Source organism: Halomonas chromatireducens (assembly GCF_001545155.1).
In the GTDB taxonomy this organism is placed as follows: Bacteria; Pseudomonadota; Gammaproteobacteria; order Pseudomonadales; family Halomonadaceae; genus Halomonas; species Halomonas chromatireducens.
This window is the reverse complement of record NZ_CP014226.1, coordinates 256,885-272,088: the sequence shown is the minus strand read 5'-3', so window position 1 is coordinate 272,088 and position 15,204 is coordinate 256,885. Positions and strand designations below refer to the sequence as shown.

Below are 15,204 nucleotides of genomic sequence, written 5' to 3'. Positions count from 1 at the left end.
TTCAGGCCGCTACCGGCACGCGTCCGAGCAGGTGCGCCGCCAGTGCTTCGCCCTCCTCCCGGTGGCCGCTGCTCAAGCGGTGGCCGGCCACCGGCACCCAGACGGCCTGGACGTCTTCGGGCAGCACATGATCCCGCCCCGCCAGCAGCGCCCAGCCACGTGCTGCCTGTACCAGCGCCAGCAACCCCCGGGTGGAAAGCCCCCAGGCCAGCTCCGGATGCTCGCGACTGGCACGTCCCAGGGACTGCACATAGTCGAGTACCCGGTCGGAGACATGAATCGTCGCAACCTTCGCCTGCCAGTGGCGCAGGCTCTCGCCATCCAACAGCACAGAGAGATCATCGAGCCGGGTGCGCCCCGCCAGGCCGCGCAGGATGTCGCGCTCGGCGCGAAAGTCGGGATAGCCCAGCGATAGCCGCATCAGGAAGCGATCCAACTGCGATTCCGGCAGCGCGAAGGTGCCGGCCTGATCCTGGGGATTCTGGGTGGCGATGACGAAAAAGGGGTCGGGCAGCGCGCGGGTCTCCCCCTCCACGGTGACCTGTCCCTCCTCCATCGCCTCGAGCAGTGCGCTCTGGGTCTTGGGGGTGGCGCGATTGATCTCGTCGGCCAGCACCAGGCCGTGGAAAATCGGCCCCGGGTGGAAGCGAAAGCTCGCCTCCCGCGGGTCGAAGACCGACACCCCCAGCACGTCGGCGGGCAGCAGGTCGCTGGTGAACTGCAGCCGCTGCATGTCGAGCCCCGTGACACGAGCCAGTGCCTGGGCCAGGGTGGTCTTGCCCAGTCCCGGCAGATCCTCGATCAGCAGATGGCCGCGGCAGAGCAGGCAGCAGAGGGCCAGGCGCACCTCACGGGACTTGCCCAGCACCACCCGATCCAGGGTGGCGGCAATGGCCTCCAGGCTCTGCGCCGCCGCCAGCGCGTTCATCGCCCCGCCTCCAGCCAGCCGGACGCAATCAACGCCTCCACGGCCTGGCGGGTGTCCGGCGTGACCCCGTCCAGAGCCAGCGCCTCCTCGAGTGAACACCAGAAGGCGTCGGCAACCTCTTCCACCTGCAGGGTAAGAGGGCCGCTGTACTCGACCAGGTAAAGACTGCCGAAGATATGGTTGCCGCCCCGGTCATGACAAAACTCCCCGGCATGACGCAGGGGCACGCCGCGAATGCCCAACTCCTCGGCCAGCTCACGGCACGCCGCCACATGCACGGCCTCACCGGCACCGACGACGCCGCCCGCAGCCAGGTCGAGTCCGCCGGGGAACACCTCCTTGGCCAGGGTTCGGCGCTGCACGCAGATCTCGCCGTGGCGATTGAGAACGACCACGTAGGTGGCCCGGTGCCAGAACTGGAAGCGACGCATCAGCGCCCGGGGCGCACTGCCACAGGGCCGGTTGCGGGCGTCCACCAGTTGGATGGCTTCATCGGCCATACGGGGCGCCGGCAGTGTCGGGTCGAGAGGGGGCTTGGCCGTCACGGTCATCTCCGCAGGATCGAGTCACAAGCCTACCCAGTGGTGCCGCCGTCGTCACGCCCGACGTCACGTTGACCCGGTCCGATGCACTGACCATGCTTCGGAACAGTTCCCCAAAATACCGACCGCAAGGAGCACCGTCATGGACAGTCCGTTCCCCCGAACCCGCATGGCGACCCACGAGGTGCTCAACCAGCCCGCCCCCCGGGGCGACCGGGACCTGCTCGCCGCGGACCTGCCGCTGCGCGAGGCACTGGCCAGGGAAGCCCCGCCGTGGGTCGCCGAGCGCCTCGCCCCCCTGGGCCGCGACACCGGCAGCACCCGAGTCGCCGCCCTGGGCGAGGAAGCCAACCGCCACCCACCGGAGCTGCGACTCTTCGATCGCCACGGCCGACGCCTGGACGAGGTGCGCTATCACCCCGCCTACCACGAGCTGATGACGATGGCGATGGCGGGCGGCTGGCATGCGGTGGCCTGGCAGGAGGAGGGCCGCGGCGGCCACCAGGCCCATGTCGCCGCCCTCTACCTGCTGACCCAGGCCGAACCGGGCTTCTGCTGTCCGGTGACCATGACCCATGCCGCCATGCCGGTGCTGCGCCACAGCCCGACAGTGGCGGCCGCCTGGGCACCCGGGCTGCTGGCCAATGCCTATGATCCCCGCCCCCTGCCGGCCGCGGAAAAACAGGGCCTGACCTTCGGCATGGCCATGACCGAGAAGCAGGGGGGCAGCGATGTGCGCAGCAACACCACCCGCGCCGAGCGCGACGGCGAGGGCTGGCGGCTCACCGGTCACAAGTGGTTCTGCAGCGCGCCAATGTCCGACGCCTTTTTCACCCTGGCACAGACCGAGGCCGGCCTCTCCTGCTTCCTGGTGCCGCGTTTCACGCCGGACGGTGAGCGCAACGCCATCGAGCTGCAGCGGCTCAAGGAGAAGTGCGGCAACCGCGCCAATGCCTCCGCCGAGATCGAGTATCGCGGCGCCTGGGCGACGCCGGTGGGCGAGCCCGGACGCGGCGTGGCCACCATCATCGGCATGGTGCAGCAGACCCGCCTGGACGCGGCCACCGCGCCGGTGGGCATGATGCGCCAGGCCCTGGCGGAAGCCTGGCACCATACGCGGCAGCGACACGCCTTCGGCAAGGCACTGGCCGAGCAGCCGCTGATGCGCAGCGTCCTCGCCGACCTGGCGCTGGAGGTGGAGGCCGGCGTCGCCCTCGCCATGCGCACCGCTCGCGCCTTCGACGGGGGCGCCCAGGGCGACGAGCATGAAACCGCCCTGGCCAGGCTGCTGCCATCGCTGGCCAAGTACTGGCACAACAAGCGCGGACCCGGGTTCATGGCCGAGGCCATGGAGTGCCTGGGAGGCATCGGTTACGTGGAGGAGTCGCCGCTGGCGCGGCTCTACCGGGAGGCGCCGGTGAATTCGATCTGGGAGGGGTCGGGCAACGTGATGTGCCTCGACGTGCTGCGGGTACTGGCCCGGCATCCGGAGTCGATCGAGGCGCTGCGGGCCGAGCTGGCCGCGGCTCGGGGACAGCAACCGGACTTCGACCTGGCGCTGGCCGGGCTGGAGCGTGAACTGGCGCTGCCCTCCGATGCCCTGGAGGCCAGGGCACGGTGGCTTGCCCAGCGCCTGGCACAGTGCCTGCAGGCCTCACTGCTGCTGCGCCATGCCCCCGACGAGGTGGCCGAGACCTTCTGCCGCTCGCGCCTCGGTGTGGAGGCCAGCCCGGCCTACGGCGTGTTGCCGGCCGACGCCCCGCTGGCCGCGATCCTGGCACGGATCGGCGACTGATCCGAGGCCAGCTCGGGAATCATGTCGGCGGGCACAGGCCGCGACAGGCCGAAGCCCTGCACATGGGTACAGCCGAAGCGGGCCAGGGTCGGCAGGCAGTCGAGCTCCTCGACCCCTTCGGCCACCACCCGGATACCCAGGCGACGCCCCAGCAGGGCGACCGCCTCGACGATGGCCGCATCCTGGGAGTCCTGCTGCAGGTGGCGCACGAAGCTGCGGTCGATCTTGAGCTCGCTGATCGGCAGCATCTGCAGCCGCGACAGCGACGAGAAGCCCACGCCGAAGTCGTCCACCGACACTTCCATCCCGTTGAGATGCAGCCGGGCGGCGATTTCGGAGCCCAGCAGCTCGTCGTCCATGGCCGCGGTTTCGGTGATCTCGAGCACCACCAGCGGCGGCTCGCCCGGCCGGCGGTGGCGCGTCAGCGAAAGCAGCTGCGACTCCATCAGGTCATCGGCGGTAACATTGACCGACAGCGACAGCACCACGCCCATGCCTGCCCACTGCTCGGCATCGGCCAGCGCCTGCTCGAGTACGTGACAGGTGAGCCGCCGGCTCTGGCCAGCGGTGAGCATGGGCAGGAAGCTGGCCGGCCCGATCAGGCCGATCTCGGGATGCGACCAGCGCACCAGCGCCTCGACGCCGCTCAACCGGCCCGTGGCAAGCTCGAACTGCGGCTGGTAGTGAAGGGTGAGTTCGTGCCGTTCCAGGGCTCGGTCGAGCTCCGCGGCGGAGAAGAAGGGGTCGTCCTCGGGCGCGATGGCCGGCTTGCGCCCCAGGTGCAGCCGGTCCAGCCGCTGGCGCAGCTCGGTCATCCGCATCGGCTTGTCCAGCGAGCCGAGCATCTGCAGGCCCAGGGTGTGTCCCACCCGCTCGGCAATTCGCGAGATCTTGCGCTCGACGCCACCCAGCAGCAGCACCCAGCCGGCATAGCGTCGTTCGGCCAGCAGGCGCAACAGGGCAATCCCGTCAGGATCGCCGAATTCCAGCCCCATGATGACCAGTTGAGGCTCGCACTCGTCGATCTCTTCCAGCAGGACATCGGCCCGACGATAGCAGCGGCTCTCCATGCCCAGCACATGTAGCTGGAGCGACAGGACAGCCACCACATCGGGGTCCTCGTCCAGGACCACGGCAAGAGCGCGGTCCTCCTCTTCTATCGACAAAACGTCCATGGGGGCTTCCGCTTTCGAATAGCCTTGAGGCTACCATTATCCCCCGCGCGCGGCCGGTACGGCTGTCAACGCTGTCAGCCGAGCGGGCCGACCACCACCCGCAGGGCAAGGGCCAGCAGCATCACGCCGGTGATGCGATGAATCCAGTGGGCGCGGCTCTGAAGCCAGGGAAGCACCCGGGAGTGGGTCAGCGACACCGCCACCAGCACATACCAGCCGCCGTCGATGATCATGGCGGTGAGCACGATGATCGCCTTGGCCGCCAGGCTCATGTCCGGGGTGACGAACTGGCTGAGCAAGGCAATGAAGAACAGGATCAGCTTCGGATTGCCCAGCGCCACCAGCATGCCTTCCCGCGCCGCCTGGCTCCGGGTCGTGGCCATGCCCGTCGCTTCCAGGGCCCCGGCCCGCCCGGCGCGCAGTGCCTTGATGCCAAGCCAGGCGAGGTAAGCCGCGCCCGCCCAGGTGATCGCCTGGAACAGGGTCGGGTAGCGCACGATCAGCGCACCCAGACCCCACACCGTCAGCAGGGCATAGAAGCCCACTCCCAGCGCATGGAAAAGCGCTGCCACTACCCCCGGGGCGCGACCTCCACCCAGGGTATGGCGCAGCACCAGTGCCAGGCTGGGTCCGGGGGACATGGCCCCCATGGCGCAGACCGCCACCAGCGACATCCATAGCGAAAACGGCATCCTTAACCTCTCCTCGATACACTTGACGCTGCCTTGGCAGCGCCGCTCATCCATCTCAACGGTGGAACTGCCCTTCCCGTTCCGGCTGCCACAGGATGGCATCGATGCGCAGCTTGGTCTCGCCACCGCCGGGCAGCGGCCAGTCGATGACGTCACCGATACGCAGGCCGATCAGCCCTGCGCCGATGGGTGCCATGACCGAGATGCCGTCTTCGGTCTTGGCCAGGGCGTGGGGGTAGACCAGGGTGCGGATGATCTGCCGGTTACGGTTCAGGTCGGTGAACTGCACTTGGCTGTTCATGCTGACCACATCCTCGGGAATCTCTTCCGGGTCGACCACCTGGCCCCGCTCGAGCTCCTCTTCAAGGCAGTCGGCGACAAAGCGGTCCTTGTCGTCTGCCTGGTCGATCAGGCGCTGCAAGCGATCGGCATCCAGACGGTTGATGAGAATGGGTGGACGGGGTGACATGTTGACCTCCTTATTGGTCGATCAGCGCAGATGAACGCGCTGGCAACCCTACAACTAAAACAGCCCTTCGCCCGCATTGGGGAGAAGGACTGTAACGATAGCGACATGATAAGCCCGACGGCGGGCCTTGTCAGGCACTTACGATCGTTTTCGGCGGCTCGTCAGGATCACCACGACGCCCAGCACGGCCAGCGTCAGTCCGACGAACAGCGCCGGATTCTGGGTCTGAAAGCCGAACAGGGTCAAACCTACCCCCAGCACGATCAATGCTGCGGCGAACCACTTCACACCCATGACGCACTCCTCGTAATTCAGTATAGCCGCCAGCATGACGTCGATACTGAGGCACATCAAGGAAATAGCGGAAGGATCACATCACGCCGAGGGTCTCCAGCGCCCTGCGGGTCACCTCGAAGGGCACGTAGAGCGCCTCCGGACTGAGGTTGAGCACTACCATCAGCAGGGCGAAGGTCACCGCGCAGCCGATGAGAAAACTGACCACATGGAAGCCCCGCCGCTCGGCTTTTCCCACCGCGCGGCTCCTCCCTTGATGCGCCCGGGGTGGAAAGCCCGCCTCATCCGCGAACTCCTCGTCGGCGCCTGCGCGGCCACGCCTCAACCACCCCGGCGGCGGCCGGCCCTCACGCCGATCCCCCTCCTTCCAGCTCTCCTCCCGATCTTCCATCCCCATGCTCGCACCCCCGCCGATATCGCCACTGCATCACATTATCATAGCGATGGAGGTGGTTTGGGATTTTGGACCAGCAAAAAAGTCGAGAAAGCAGAGGATCAGAAACGCAAACAGCCGCTCGTAAGCGACTGTTTTTCATAAGGGTACCGGCGCTGGCCCTCCTGCTTCTACCGTGTGGTCCAAAGTGCTGCGGTTATTCTATGAATCCAGGCCTGCCAACTAAGTGCTAGATTATTCGTGGCTGTGGTCACAAAGTAATTACTCATTAATGCTAATCTTGTGCTACGCATTAGATATGGTATATTTCCTTACCCGTTGAGTAGCAAACAGAACCACCAAGCACATCCAATTAATATAAATTATGAAGAAAATAAAAATAATAGCATTAGGCTATCGCGGAGATGATTATCATGGCTACAAAAACTGAAAAGCGCATTGATTTTGAAGCAATCAAGTCAATGGCAGCAGAAGCTGCTCAGAAGGCGAGCCGAGAGCGCGGCATTCGTGTAATAGGTTCCTCTACTGTAGTTGCCACATACAGTGGACATGAGGAAGCCTCACTTAGAGAAAAAAAGAATATCGATATCTTTTTTAAAAACAACAAAATTAAGCATTAATACAATGCAGGGAAAGGGGGTCCTTTGATAGGTTTTCTTATATTCCCAATACTTATATGCGGCTACCTTTACATATCCTCTTGGCCGCCCGAAAAAATTAAAATAAGCTTGTATCATGGATGGTCTTTATACATAAGGGCTGCTGCATTTGGTTTCATAATTGTTACCGCAATTTTTTTTATTTTTGGCGCAGCACTCCCAAAGCTCGGCCTTTTAATTTATCACAATACGGGCTTCTCCCTTACTTCCAGTAGTAGTATATTTAGCCTTGTATCTTCTTTTATTGAGGACAGCCATGTATTTAGGCTATCTCAAACTGCTGCCTCAGACGCCAGTATCGACATGGCATCAGTATCGATTGTTTCAATACTGATCACTTGGTTAACATTTGGTCTGATAAATTTTATAAGCAAAAGCCAAAGAAAAACAATCAAAAAAATTGCCGAATTTTTTTGGATTGAGCATATAAAAGCATGTAGCATTGAGCGAATATTTCTTGAAAAATCCCCCATAGAGCATCAACTTCTGATCATTGCCAATAAAGCCAAAGAAGATCTAGCCTACAATGACTATATAAAGTCAGTTAGAGAAAAAGCCTTTAAGGCTGTTGTCGATGGCGATATAAACAGAGACAACAAAGATGCTATGAATGAAATTTTTTCAGCGCTTCAATATCGCAGCATTACATACTCATTGATAACCCTTGAAAATGACAAGTTTTATATTGGCCTACCTGTTATAATACCTGAACCAGACGAAGAAAGCATCGCTTCCACTTCAATACAGATCATTCCTGTCGCATCTGGTTATAGAGACAAGAAGAAGAATCTCACTTTTACCACTGAGTATGATTTCCATCTTAGTGAACTAACTAATCACGACTGCATCTCAATCCCCCGAGACAAGCTTCTAACTGTTTCTGGCTTTAGTTTTGATACATACAAAAGACTGCAGAACAACTTTAACAAAGGAAACAGATATAACAAATAAACCACACCCCAGCCTGTCAGCGCAAGTGCCACGCTCTAGCTATGTACCTATCATGCAGTCAGCTGGCACAGGGATACCGAGAAGGGTGCTTTTCGATAAGCAAGCGGAAAACGCTCTGATACGCCAAGAAGGAACAGAAGGAGGTTAGCTCTGCTCGACGAGAGCGAGGATTCGCATATCACTGTAGGTGGAAATAGCCAAATAAATGACCTCGCCACCTCGAACCCACCAATCACCTTTCTGACTTCAGCCTTATCAAATAAACTGATCTTGCATAATCTCTGACCACCTTGCTTGTACACTCTACATATATCAAAAAAATCAACCCGCCGCTTATTACCGCCCCAGCATAGATTGCCCAATAAACATCATCCGAAAGAATTAAAAACAGAATCCCACAAAAATAGAGAGAACACAACGATTCCAGTGAGCTTTTTATTATTGTTGCCATTCGAACAAAGCGCCTCCTTCTTTCATTCAACACATCAAAATCCAAGTCGATATCGCCCTCACACTCTTTAAAAAAGTCATCTATATATGACAACCTGTCATTGATTCTAAACGTAATCATTGCCAACACATGGCTTAAGTGGGGAGCCATTAAAAAACATATAAAAAATGCAAAAAAACTAATATCGAACCTTGATTTCGCCACTGACTCAACAAACAAGCCAACACCTTCCTGCAAATACAAACCCCTATACTCAATAAAAAACAAATCTCTGCCACTGGGCGACGCTAACAGAATTACCAATAAAAAAATTGCTGCCCTACGTAAATTAACATAGGGTTTTACGCTCTCAAAAATCTCGTCAACAACCTTTTCGGCAACCATCAGTCCATCACCGGGCTTATAAATTCTGCTGCTCCACTGCCCGGGTCAAATGCCCCGTATTTCTGCAAAGGGCTTGCCCAAAAAACGACCTCTTGATTATGATTTAATCCGGTGAAAAATTTTAGATCTCCAGCGCTGCGAACATAAATGTTAATCACATGATTAGAATAAGCGCTATAAATGTACACCTCATATACTGCCCCACTCAATGCTTTTGCTTTAAAGCCCTGATATTTACCTTTGTATACTACCGGTTCTGTCGGACGAACAACCTTCACAAGACTTGTAAAATTCTTGGCTACATTTTCAGTTATATTATATGACCTTTCGCAGCTTTTTTTACAACATCTAGCCTCATTGAACTGGAACCTGATGCCTTTATTACGCTAAACATGCTGTCCATATCCTGCAACATGGCGGATCTTGCGTAATATCTTTTATCCTTACTACCCCATACCATTAAATCTTTTTGAGTTTTGTGCTCTACATCATCTGACTTTATTCTTGCACGGTAGACTTTAACTTGGTGCTCGGGATCAATCGAAACATCCCCTACAATAGCCTTGTTGTAGGGCTCACTGAATGCCCAGTTGAAAAATTCAACAGCCCCTTTTTTCACCTTACCAAAAAGAGGAATAACAAACGATCCCTCCTCTGGAATATAAAACATTAAATCAGCGCTAGGGTATGTCTTTTTTCCAGCCCCCTGACCCTTATTGAAAGCACCATCTCTTTCGTAAATTACTGATTTATCAATCGCCCTTTGGAAATGAGGGAGCGTGCTCCCTAATGTTCTAATACTGATACCATTCTTTTCATCAACGATACCCCCATTATATGAGAGCCTGAATATTTCTTTGTTATCTTCTTCCACTGTCCCCACCCTTTTAAATTCTTATTAATATTAGTTTAACCTGACATTACTGCGTCCATTGCTCAAGTCTGACACTCCTCATCCTGAAGCCATCCCCAGGTACCACCTTGCCGCTGCCGCTCTGGCTAGACGGCAGCCATCCCTGTTTGCTTGGGCATCTGGCGCTCCTATCTCTGGGCTCACCTGCCCAGCGCCCTCGATCATGTGGTCATTCATCAGCCACATTGTGTAGGGGATGCAATAACATATGGCGCTAGCAGACCACATCATGAGGCGTGATGCATCAGATCGTGGAAATGTATACCGGTCGCTCTGATGACGGCGGTCATGGTTCGCAGTGTAGGGTTGCCTTTGGGTGACAGGGCCCGGTATAGGCTTTCGCGTGAGACCTTAGCGCGTTCGGCTACAGCAGCCATGCCGCCCTTGGCTTCCACCACATGACGAAGCGCCATCAGAAAGGCAGATTCCCCACCCTCCTCGTCCAGCCCGTCGAAGGCAGCGCGCAGGTATTTGAGCGCCATGTCTGGATCATCGCGAAGCATTTCAATAACAGCGGTGTCGTGGCTTTTCATCGGAAGCATTGTAGCTTGAAAGCTACAGAAAGGAAGAAATCGTTGCGTGCATAGGAATCTGGAGGGCCAGGAACGCAAAACAGCCGCTCGTAAGCGACTGTTTTTCAAGTGGTACCGGCGGTCGGACTCGAACCGACAAGGGCTTGCACCCGGCGGATTTTGAATCCGCTGATATCTCTTGAAAATCATTGGCTTGAAGCCGTTAAAATCATTTTACCAACATATCTACCAACATCTTGCAATGCGCTTGGCTGCCTTGCCTTGCGACAGTATGCCACGCCTATCGCCGCCCTTTCTCGCTGCTACCTGCCCGGCGCGTATCACCTGGGGCTGCCATGCCAATGGTAGGGGCCAGGTGCGGCTGGCGGTTGTGCATGATGCTGCCCAGCCTGTTATCGCCTGCATCCAGGCTGCAGCAAGGGCCAGGTGAGTTAGCAACCAAGGACAGGGGCAGCTCCGGTCGCAGGCGCCAGTGGCTCAAGAATCAGGCCGCCCTCTCCCCCGCCGATGCGTTGGCTTTTGACTACCAACGGTTAGCCTGACGTTTTCTGACGTAGCTGCCTCACTTGTTTTACCCTGCAACCAGGTGACAACGTGTTGGCGCGCTCTCTGGTGGATACCGGGACGGATACCAGCAGGCGCCTTCACGCACCATCGTCACGCAGTCAGACGCGAACTCATACCGCGAACCACAAGGGAGGCGGCAGCAGCATTTGGGTTGCGTCAGGCTCGGCTTTTTACCGGGGAGAATCAACGGAACTGCCGCCAGCACCCTAGCATCCTGACGGGCCATTAGCTGGCGGCAATGTCAGGTTGCAGATACAAGTTTTTCCTAGTAGCGATAGGCGGCACCCGCTGCGTACCTATGGTGCGCACCAAACGTGCGAACCTTAACAAAAGCTAACATCATTTCAGCACCTTCACCGCCTCGCAGCCGGCCAACCACGCGGTTTTTGCCAAGTGGTGGTGGAGCGCATGCAAAACCGAAAAAATGCCGCTGGCCGGGCTCTCCGCGCCCCATGGCCAAGGTTATGGCCCTGATTGGGACCCGCCAAAAAATGGCCAGACACCAGGAATCTCAGCGGATAGAGTGAGGATCCCCATGCCCATGAGGCGGAGCCAAATCATTCTTCCCTGAAACGTAAATTTTTGTTTCTCTACATGGGACGCTTTCAGTAGTCGGCTCGGTCGCTGAGAGTGTCAACGGAGCACTACGAGGCAGCTTAGCCACGGACGGACACTGCTTAGTAGCTTGGCCATGGATGGCTGCCCTCCTTAGCTGGAATCAATATTCCGCTTCCGGATGCGGATCGCCCATCAGCCCTGACGTAGTGCGGGTTTTCATGCTGCCGCTATGCGGAAACGAAACCGCAACAAAACCGCCGTAAATAGCGGGCGCCTGGGACTCGGCGGCCCCTCGGGTACGGGGTGGGTGTCGAAGTACCTTTCGTGACAATGCCATACCAAAATAAGTAGTGGAATGTGCCACATTTGGTTTGACGCCTGAACTCGCGTGCCGGCATGGATGCTGTTTCGCCAACGGGGCGCGTCAAAAGGAAGCAGTATAGCCACGGACGGCTGACCCCAAGCCTGTATTCTTTACTCTTGAACTGCTGGCACAGGCTGGTAAAGAGCCATCCTTGGCTGCGTAGCGTCTAATCCCTAAGCTACGAAAGCGGTCATCCATGGCTGCGTAGCGTCTTATCCCTGAGCTACGAGGCAACAGTGCGCTTCTTGCCGGCGCGACCGATTGATCTATATCAATGAAAGTTGACTCTTGGCTGTTTCATGCATTCAGGACGACAATCGGAAGTGATCAGCGAACCTAATATGTAGCGGCTATGTTGAGCTTAATATGGTTAGCGTCCGTCATTTTCTGATATGCGGGCACTCTATATTGGCCAGGAATAATAGCAGCTTGCGAACATTTGCTAACAGGCTGACGACTTTTTCTAAAGTAGGGTCGAGTAGAAACTCCCGAGCGCGTGTGTTCGGAAAATTATCAGACAGGCAGAAGCAGCAAAGGCGCCCAGCTGGCGGCGCCATTTGATATTGGTTGATCGTTTTTCAAACCACCTGCCCTTTTAAGGGGTATGAAAATCATCAGACTGGCATCGCGCCAGCTCTCGCTCGACGGCCAGGCGCACAAACTCGGCACGGTTGCGGTGGCCATGGTGACGCCCCTGGGTCATCAGCCGGTCGATAGCCGTCACCACCTTGGCCTCGACACTCACTATCAGCCGCACGGGCTCGGCAAACCGCCTGGGATTCTTGCTCATGGCGTTGGCTCCTCTCCGGTGCCGGCGTCTAACGCCACCTCGGGCAGCGTCAGGTCAATCTCGGGCAGGGTGTCCAGGTCGATGGCCGGCAGCGTCTCCAGGTCAATGCCGCCCTTTTCTAGTCGGGAAGAATCATCAGTCACCAGCCGCCGATAGGCGTCACAAGCGGCCTTGGACGGGCGGCCCTTACGGTTGCGTCGTCTCATGGTGTCGTACCTCTCAGCATCGCGTTAGCGGCCCGCCTGCCGGCATTGGCGCGGCGGTGGGCCTGGGACTCGGCATCAGCAGCAGCGGCCCACGCCTCGACGTAACGGTGCGCCAACCGCATCGCTTCAACTTGTGGCCTGCCAGACAGGTGGTGCAGCAAATAGCGCCGGTCGTCCGCCACCAGCTCACAGTGGCGGTCAATATGGGCCAGCCAGGGCGCCAGCGGCTCGACATTGACAACCGGGGCGGGTCGCTCGGGATAGGCTGGCCAAACCGCCTGGGCAGCCTCCAGCGCCTTAGCATTCCTTAGCAAGCGGCGGGCTTGCTGCCGGGCGGTCATCAGGTCCGGCGCCACCTCGAAGGCGTCATCTATCACAGCCACCAGCTCGGCCCGTACCTGCCGGCTCAGGGGCGCCAGCGTCTCGCGTAGGCGATGCGCCAGCGCCGGCCCAAGGTCGCGGCCCGCATCAGCCAGGGCGGCCAGCAGCGTCTCGACCTCATGCGCCGGCCCGGCCTTGTCTTGCTGCTCCTCCTTTTCGTGGTGTCCCATGGGGCCGACGTGTCCCATCCGCTCAACCATGCGGGCTGGCGCCGGGACACTTGCGGGACACGTCGCGGGGCCAGGTGTCCCAGCGAAGGCGCGATAAACATCGTCCAGGCTCATACCGGCACCTCCTCACCCTCAACCGGGCGGATCGCATAGACGCGGCGGCGGCTGCCGTTAATGGTCATGCGCACAGACCGCTTATCGCTCTCGCGCTCGACCAGCCAGCCGGCCACCTCCAGGGCTTCGGTGCCGCGCTTCAGGTCGAAGCCGCCCAGCGCCTCGCCGTTGAACAGGTAGGTCCGGCCCTGGGCATCATCGCGCCACCAGCCGGCGCGGTTGTGAACCATGGGGGTATGGGTCGGGTCGGCACTCACGTTGCTGAAACGGGCATCACCGTGTCGCTCAATGAAGCCGGACACGTTGGCCAATATCTGCTCATGCTCGGACCTCACGCCCCCTTGGCCGGCGGCCCATGCTTGGAATGCGTCGATAGCGGCGGCCATGGCCTCGCCCGGCTGCCAGCCCGTCAGCCCGTATTCGGTGGCCATCTCGCCGGCCAGCCCTATCAGCGCCAGCACCTTAGCCGCCCGGCCTTGCAGCGGGCGGGACGATGCGAAGCCCGGTAGCTGGGCGAACTTGTCCACCTCGCCGGCCAGGTCGCGCTCCTCGCTCACCAGCCGCTCGATAAATGCCGGCCCAAGGTGGCCATGGTGGCGCGTCACCTCGCTTTTCAGGTGGTCGGAAAAGGCACGCCCATCGGCCAAGTGGTGCAGGTCATCGAAGGCGCCGTGCCGACGCTTGACGGGAATATCCAGCAGCCGGACCGCCTGCCCGGCATGTGGGCGCTTGCCGGCCTCGCTCATGTGGGCGGCCAGGGTGCGCTCGCCGCTGCTCAGCACTGCGATGCGCCAGCGATGGGGGCGGCGCGCATTGCCGTTGCGGCTGGCGCGGGCCTTGCCGGTGCCATTGCCCAGCGCATAAACCGTCGCGCCCACCTCGCGCCCATCGGCCTCGCCTATCTCGTCCAGAATCAGCGCCGTGTCACTCAGGGCGGCGGCCACGCCCTCCAGCCCGTTGCCGGTGGCGCGCCAGGTGCGCTTGAAGTCGGGACCGCCCCAGACGCTCGCCGCCACTTCCAGCAGCGTGGTCTTGCCGTTGCTCGAATCGCCTACCAGATGGGTGCCGGCGGTTTGCCGATGGGTCAGGAACAGCAGGGGGCCGGCCAAGGCGGTGGACACGGTCAGCACCATCAGCGGGTTGCCGCTGCATAGCCGACCGATATGCTGGCGCCAGCTCTCCAGGCTGCCGGCGGTGGCGTACTCGTCTTGGCCAGCCACCTCGCTCTGGAAGGTAATGCGGTGGACCAGCTCCCCCTGGGCGATGGTGCGCCGGGGCATGACGAAAGCGCGCCCCGCCTCCAGTTGGTGCCAGCCGACGCGGGTGGCCGCTATCACCACCTCATCGGGCAGTGATTGGGACGCCCAGCGGTGCAGCAGCTTGAAGCCGTCAGGGCTGATTCGAACGCCCATGTCCAGCAGCTCGCCGCGCATCTCCTCGCCGCTGCCTTTCAGCAGCCGCAGGGGCATGGACCATTGACGCCACGCCCCATAGGGCGGCTTGAAGCGCAGCAGCAGCCCATGATTGTCGCCGCGCTCATCATGGGTCGCGGCAAGGCTCTCGACGGGACTGCATATCCAGATGTCGAACGGCTCGGGGTCGCCGTCGCCTCTGGGCTGGCGCTGGCCGTGGTAGTACAGCCCTGCCGGCCCAAACTGGCTGGGGTGCAGGTAGCAGGCGAAGGTGGGGCGCCTGGGCTCCTTGACCTTCTCCGGCTTGCCCTCGCTGGGGTCCACCTCTCTGGCGATGGGACACGTGGGGGCCGGTGGTGTCCCGTTGGTGTCCCGGCGCGAAGCCGCGTCGTTAGCGGGCTGGGACACATGGGACACTTGGGACACGTCCAATGGGGCATGGTCAGACTCAGGGGCCGGCGG

18 protein-coding genes are annotated in these 15,204 nt (G+C 59.7%); 3 read left to right on the top strand and 15 right to left on the bottom strand.

Annotation, left to right across the window (positions count from 1 at the left end):
* Position 1: 1 nt before the first annotated feature.
* Positions 2-928: an AAA family ATPase gene (locus LOKO_RS01345; protein ID WP_066444053.1), complete on the bottom strand. Its 927-nt coding sequence runs from the start codon at positions 926-928 to the stop codon at positions 2-4.
* Complete coding sequence (locus tag LOKO_RS01340; protein ID WP_235588914.1) at positions 925-1,473, bottom strand: NUDIX hydrolase; 549 nt, start codon at positions 1,471-1,473, stop codon at positions 925-927. The genes LOKO_RS01345 and LOKO_RS01340 overlap by 4 nt, the downstream gene beginning before the upstream one ends.
* A gap of 139 nt (positions 1,474-1,612) precedes the next feature.
* Here LOKO_RS01340 and LOKO_RS01335 point away from each other — a divergent pair, with 139 nt between their 5' ends.
* Positions 1,613-3,265, top strand: coding sequence for an isovaleryl-CoA dehydrogenase (locus tag LOKO_RS01335; RefSeq protein WP_066444041.1), 1,653 nt, complete (start codon positions 1,613-1,615; stop codon positions 3,263-3,265).
* On the opposite strand, the gene LOKO_RS01330 is transcribed toward LOKO_RS01335, so the two are convergent.
* The 5 genes from LOKO_RS01330 to LOKO_RS01315 form a co-directional block, all read right to left on the bottom strand.
* Positions 3,205-4,440 carry an EAL domain-containing response regulator gene (locus tag LOKO_RS01330; RefSeq protein WP_066444027.1) on the bottom strand — a complete coding sequence of 412 codons (1,236 nt, stop codon included), beginning with the start codon at positions 4,438-4,440 and terminating at the stop codon, positions 3,205-3,207. The two genes, LOKO_RS01335 and LOKO_RS01330, sit on opposite strands and share 61 nt — an antisense overlap.
* Before the next feature lie 74 nt (positions 4,441-4,514).
* Positions 4,515-5,132 (bottom strand): LysE family translocator, encoded by a 618-nt coding sequence (locus LOKO_RS01325; protein ID WP_144439592.1) that lies wholly within the window; start codon positions 5,130-5,132, stop codon positions 4,515-4,517.
* Between the two features lie 55 nt (positions 5,133-5,187).
* A complete protein-coding gene (gene rnk, locus LOKO_RS01320) occupies positions 5,188-5,601 on the bottom strand; it encodes a nucleoside diphosphate kinase regulator (protein ID WP_066444021.1) in 414 nt (137 codons plus the stop codon).
* A 138-nt stretch (positions 5,602-5,739) separates the two neighbouring features.
* Complete coding sequence (locus LOKO_RS19590; RefSeq protein WP_158509917.1) at positions 5,740-5,895, bottom strand: hypothetical protein; 156 nt, start codon at positions 5,893-5,895, stop codon at positions 5,740-5,742.
* Between the two features lie 76 nt (positions 5,896-5,971).
* Positions 5,972-6,292, bottom strand: coding sequence for a hypothetical protein (locus tag LOKO_RS01315; RefSeq protein ID WP_066444017.1), 321 nt, complete (start codon positions 6,290-6,292; stop codon positions 5,972-5,974).
* 410 nt (positions 6,293-6,702) lie between these two features.
* On the opposite strand from LOKO_RS01315, the gene LOKO_RS19100 reads away from it, so the two are divergent.
* Positions 6,703-6,909, top strand: coding sequence for a hypothetical protein (locus LOKO_RS19100; RefSeq protein ID WP_144439591.1), 207 nt, complete (start codon positions 6,703-6,705; stop codon positions 6,907-6,909).
* A gap of 24 nt (positions 6,910-6,933) precedes the next feature.
* Entirely contained in the window at positions 6,934-7,899 is a 966-nt protein-coding gene (locus tag LOKO_RS19095; protein ID WP_144439590.1) for a hypothetical protein, read from the top strand.
* 232 nt (positions 7,900-8,131) lie between these two features.
* Here the strand turns inward: LOKO_RS19095 and LOKO_RS01310 are convergent, their stop codons facing one another.
* The 8 genes from LOKO_RS01310 to LOKO_RS01285 all read right to left on the bottom strand — a co-directional run bounded on the left by LOKO_RS01310 (position 8,132) and on the right by LOKO_RS01285 (position 15,150).
* Positions 8,132-8,734, bottom strand: coding sequence for a hypothetical protein (locus tag LOKO_RS01310; RefSeq protein ID WP_066444014.1), 603 nt, complete (start codon positions 8,732-8,734; stop codon positions 8,132-8,134).
* On the bottom strand, positions 8,734-9,012 hold the full coding sequence (locus LOKO_RS19090; RefSeq protein WP_144439589.1) for a hypothetical protein: 279 nt from the start codon (positions 9,010-9,012) through the stop codon (positions 8,734-8,736). The genes LOKO_RS01310 and LOKO_RS19090 overlap by 1 nt, the downstream gene beginning before the upstream one ends.
* A 32-nt stretch (positions 9,013-9,044) precedes the next feature.
* A complete protein-coding gene (locus tag LOKO_RS19085) occupies positions 9,045-9,608 on the bottom strand; it encodes a hypothetical protein (RefSeq protein WP_144439588.1) in 564 nt (187 codons plus the stop codon).
* A 266-nt stretch (positions 9,609-9,874) separates the two neighbouring features.
* A complete protein-coding gene (locus LOKO_RS01305; RefSeq protein ID WP_066452152.1) occupies positions 9,875-10,180 on the bottom strand; it encodes an addiction module antidote protein in 306 nt (101 codons plus the stop codon).
* A 2,084-nt stretch (positions 10,181-12,264) separates the two neighbouring features.
* The gene (locus LOKO_RS01300) at positions 12,265-12,459 is read right to left on the bottom strand and encodes a hypothetical protein (RefSeq protein ID WP_066444010.1); all 195 of its coding nucleotides are present in this window, start codon (positions 12,457-12,459) and stop codon (positions 12,265-12,267) included.
* Positions 12,456-12,665 carry a hypothetical protein gene (locus LOKO_RS01295; RefSeq protein WP_066444007.1) on the bottom strand — a complete coding sequence of 70 codons (210 nt, stop codon included), beginning with the start codon at positions 12,663-12,665 and terminating at the stop codon, positions 12,456-12,458. The genes LOKO_RS01300 and LOKO_RS01295 overlap by 4 nt, the downstream gene beginning before the upstream one ends.
* A complete protein-coding gene (locus LOKO_RS01290) occupies positions 12,662-13,216 on the bottom strand; it encodes a hypothetical protein (RefSeq protein WP_144439587.1) in 555 nt (184 codons plus the stop codon). The genes LOKO_RS01295 and LOKO_RS01290 overlap by 4 nt, the downstream gene beginning before the upstream one ends.
* Before the next feature lie 110 nt (positions 13,217-13,326).
* On the bottom strand, positions 13,327-15,150 hold the full coding sequence (locus LOKO_RS01285) for a DUF927 domain-containing protein (RefSeq protein ID WP_158509916.1): 1,824 nt from the start codon (positions 15,148-15,150) through the stop codon (positions 13,327-13,329).
* Between the last annotated feature and the right edge of the window lie 54 nt (positions 15,151-15,204).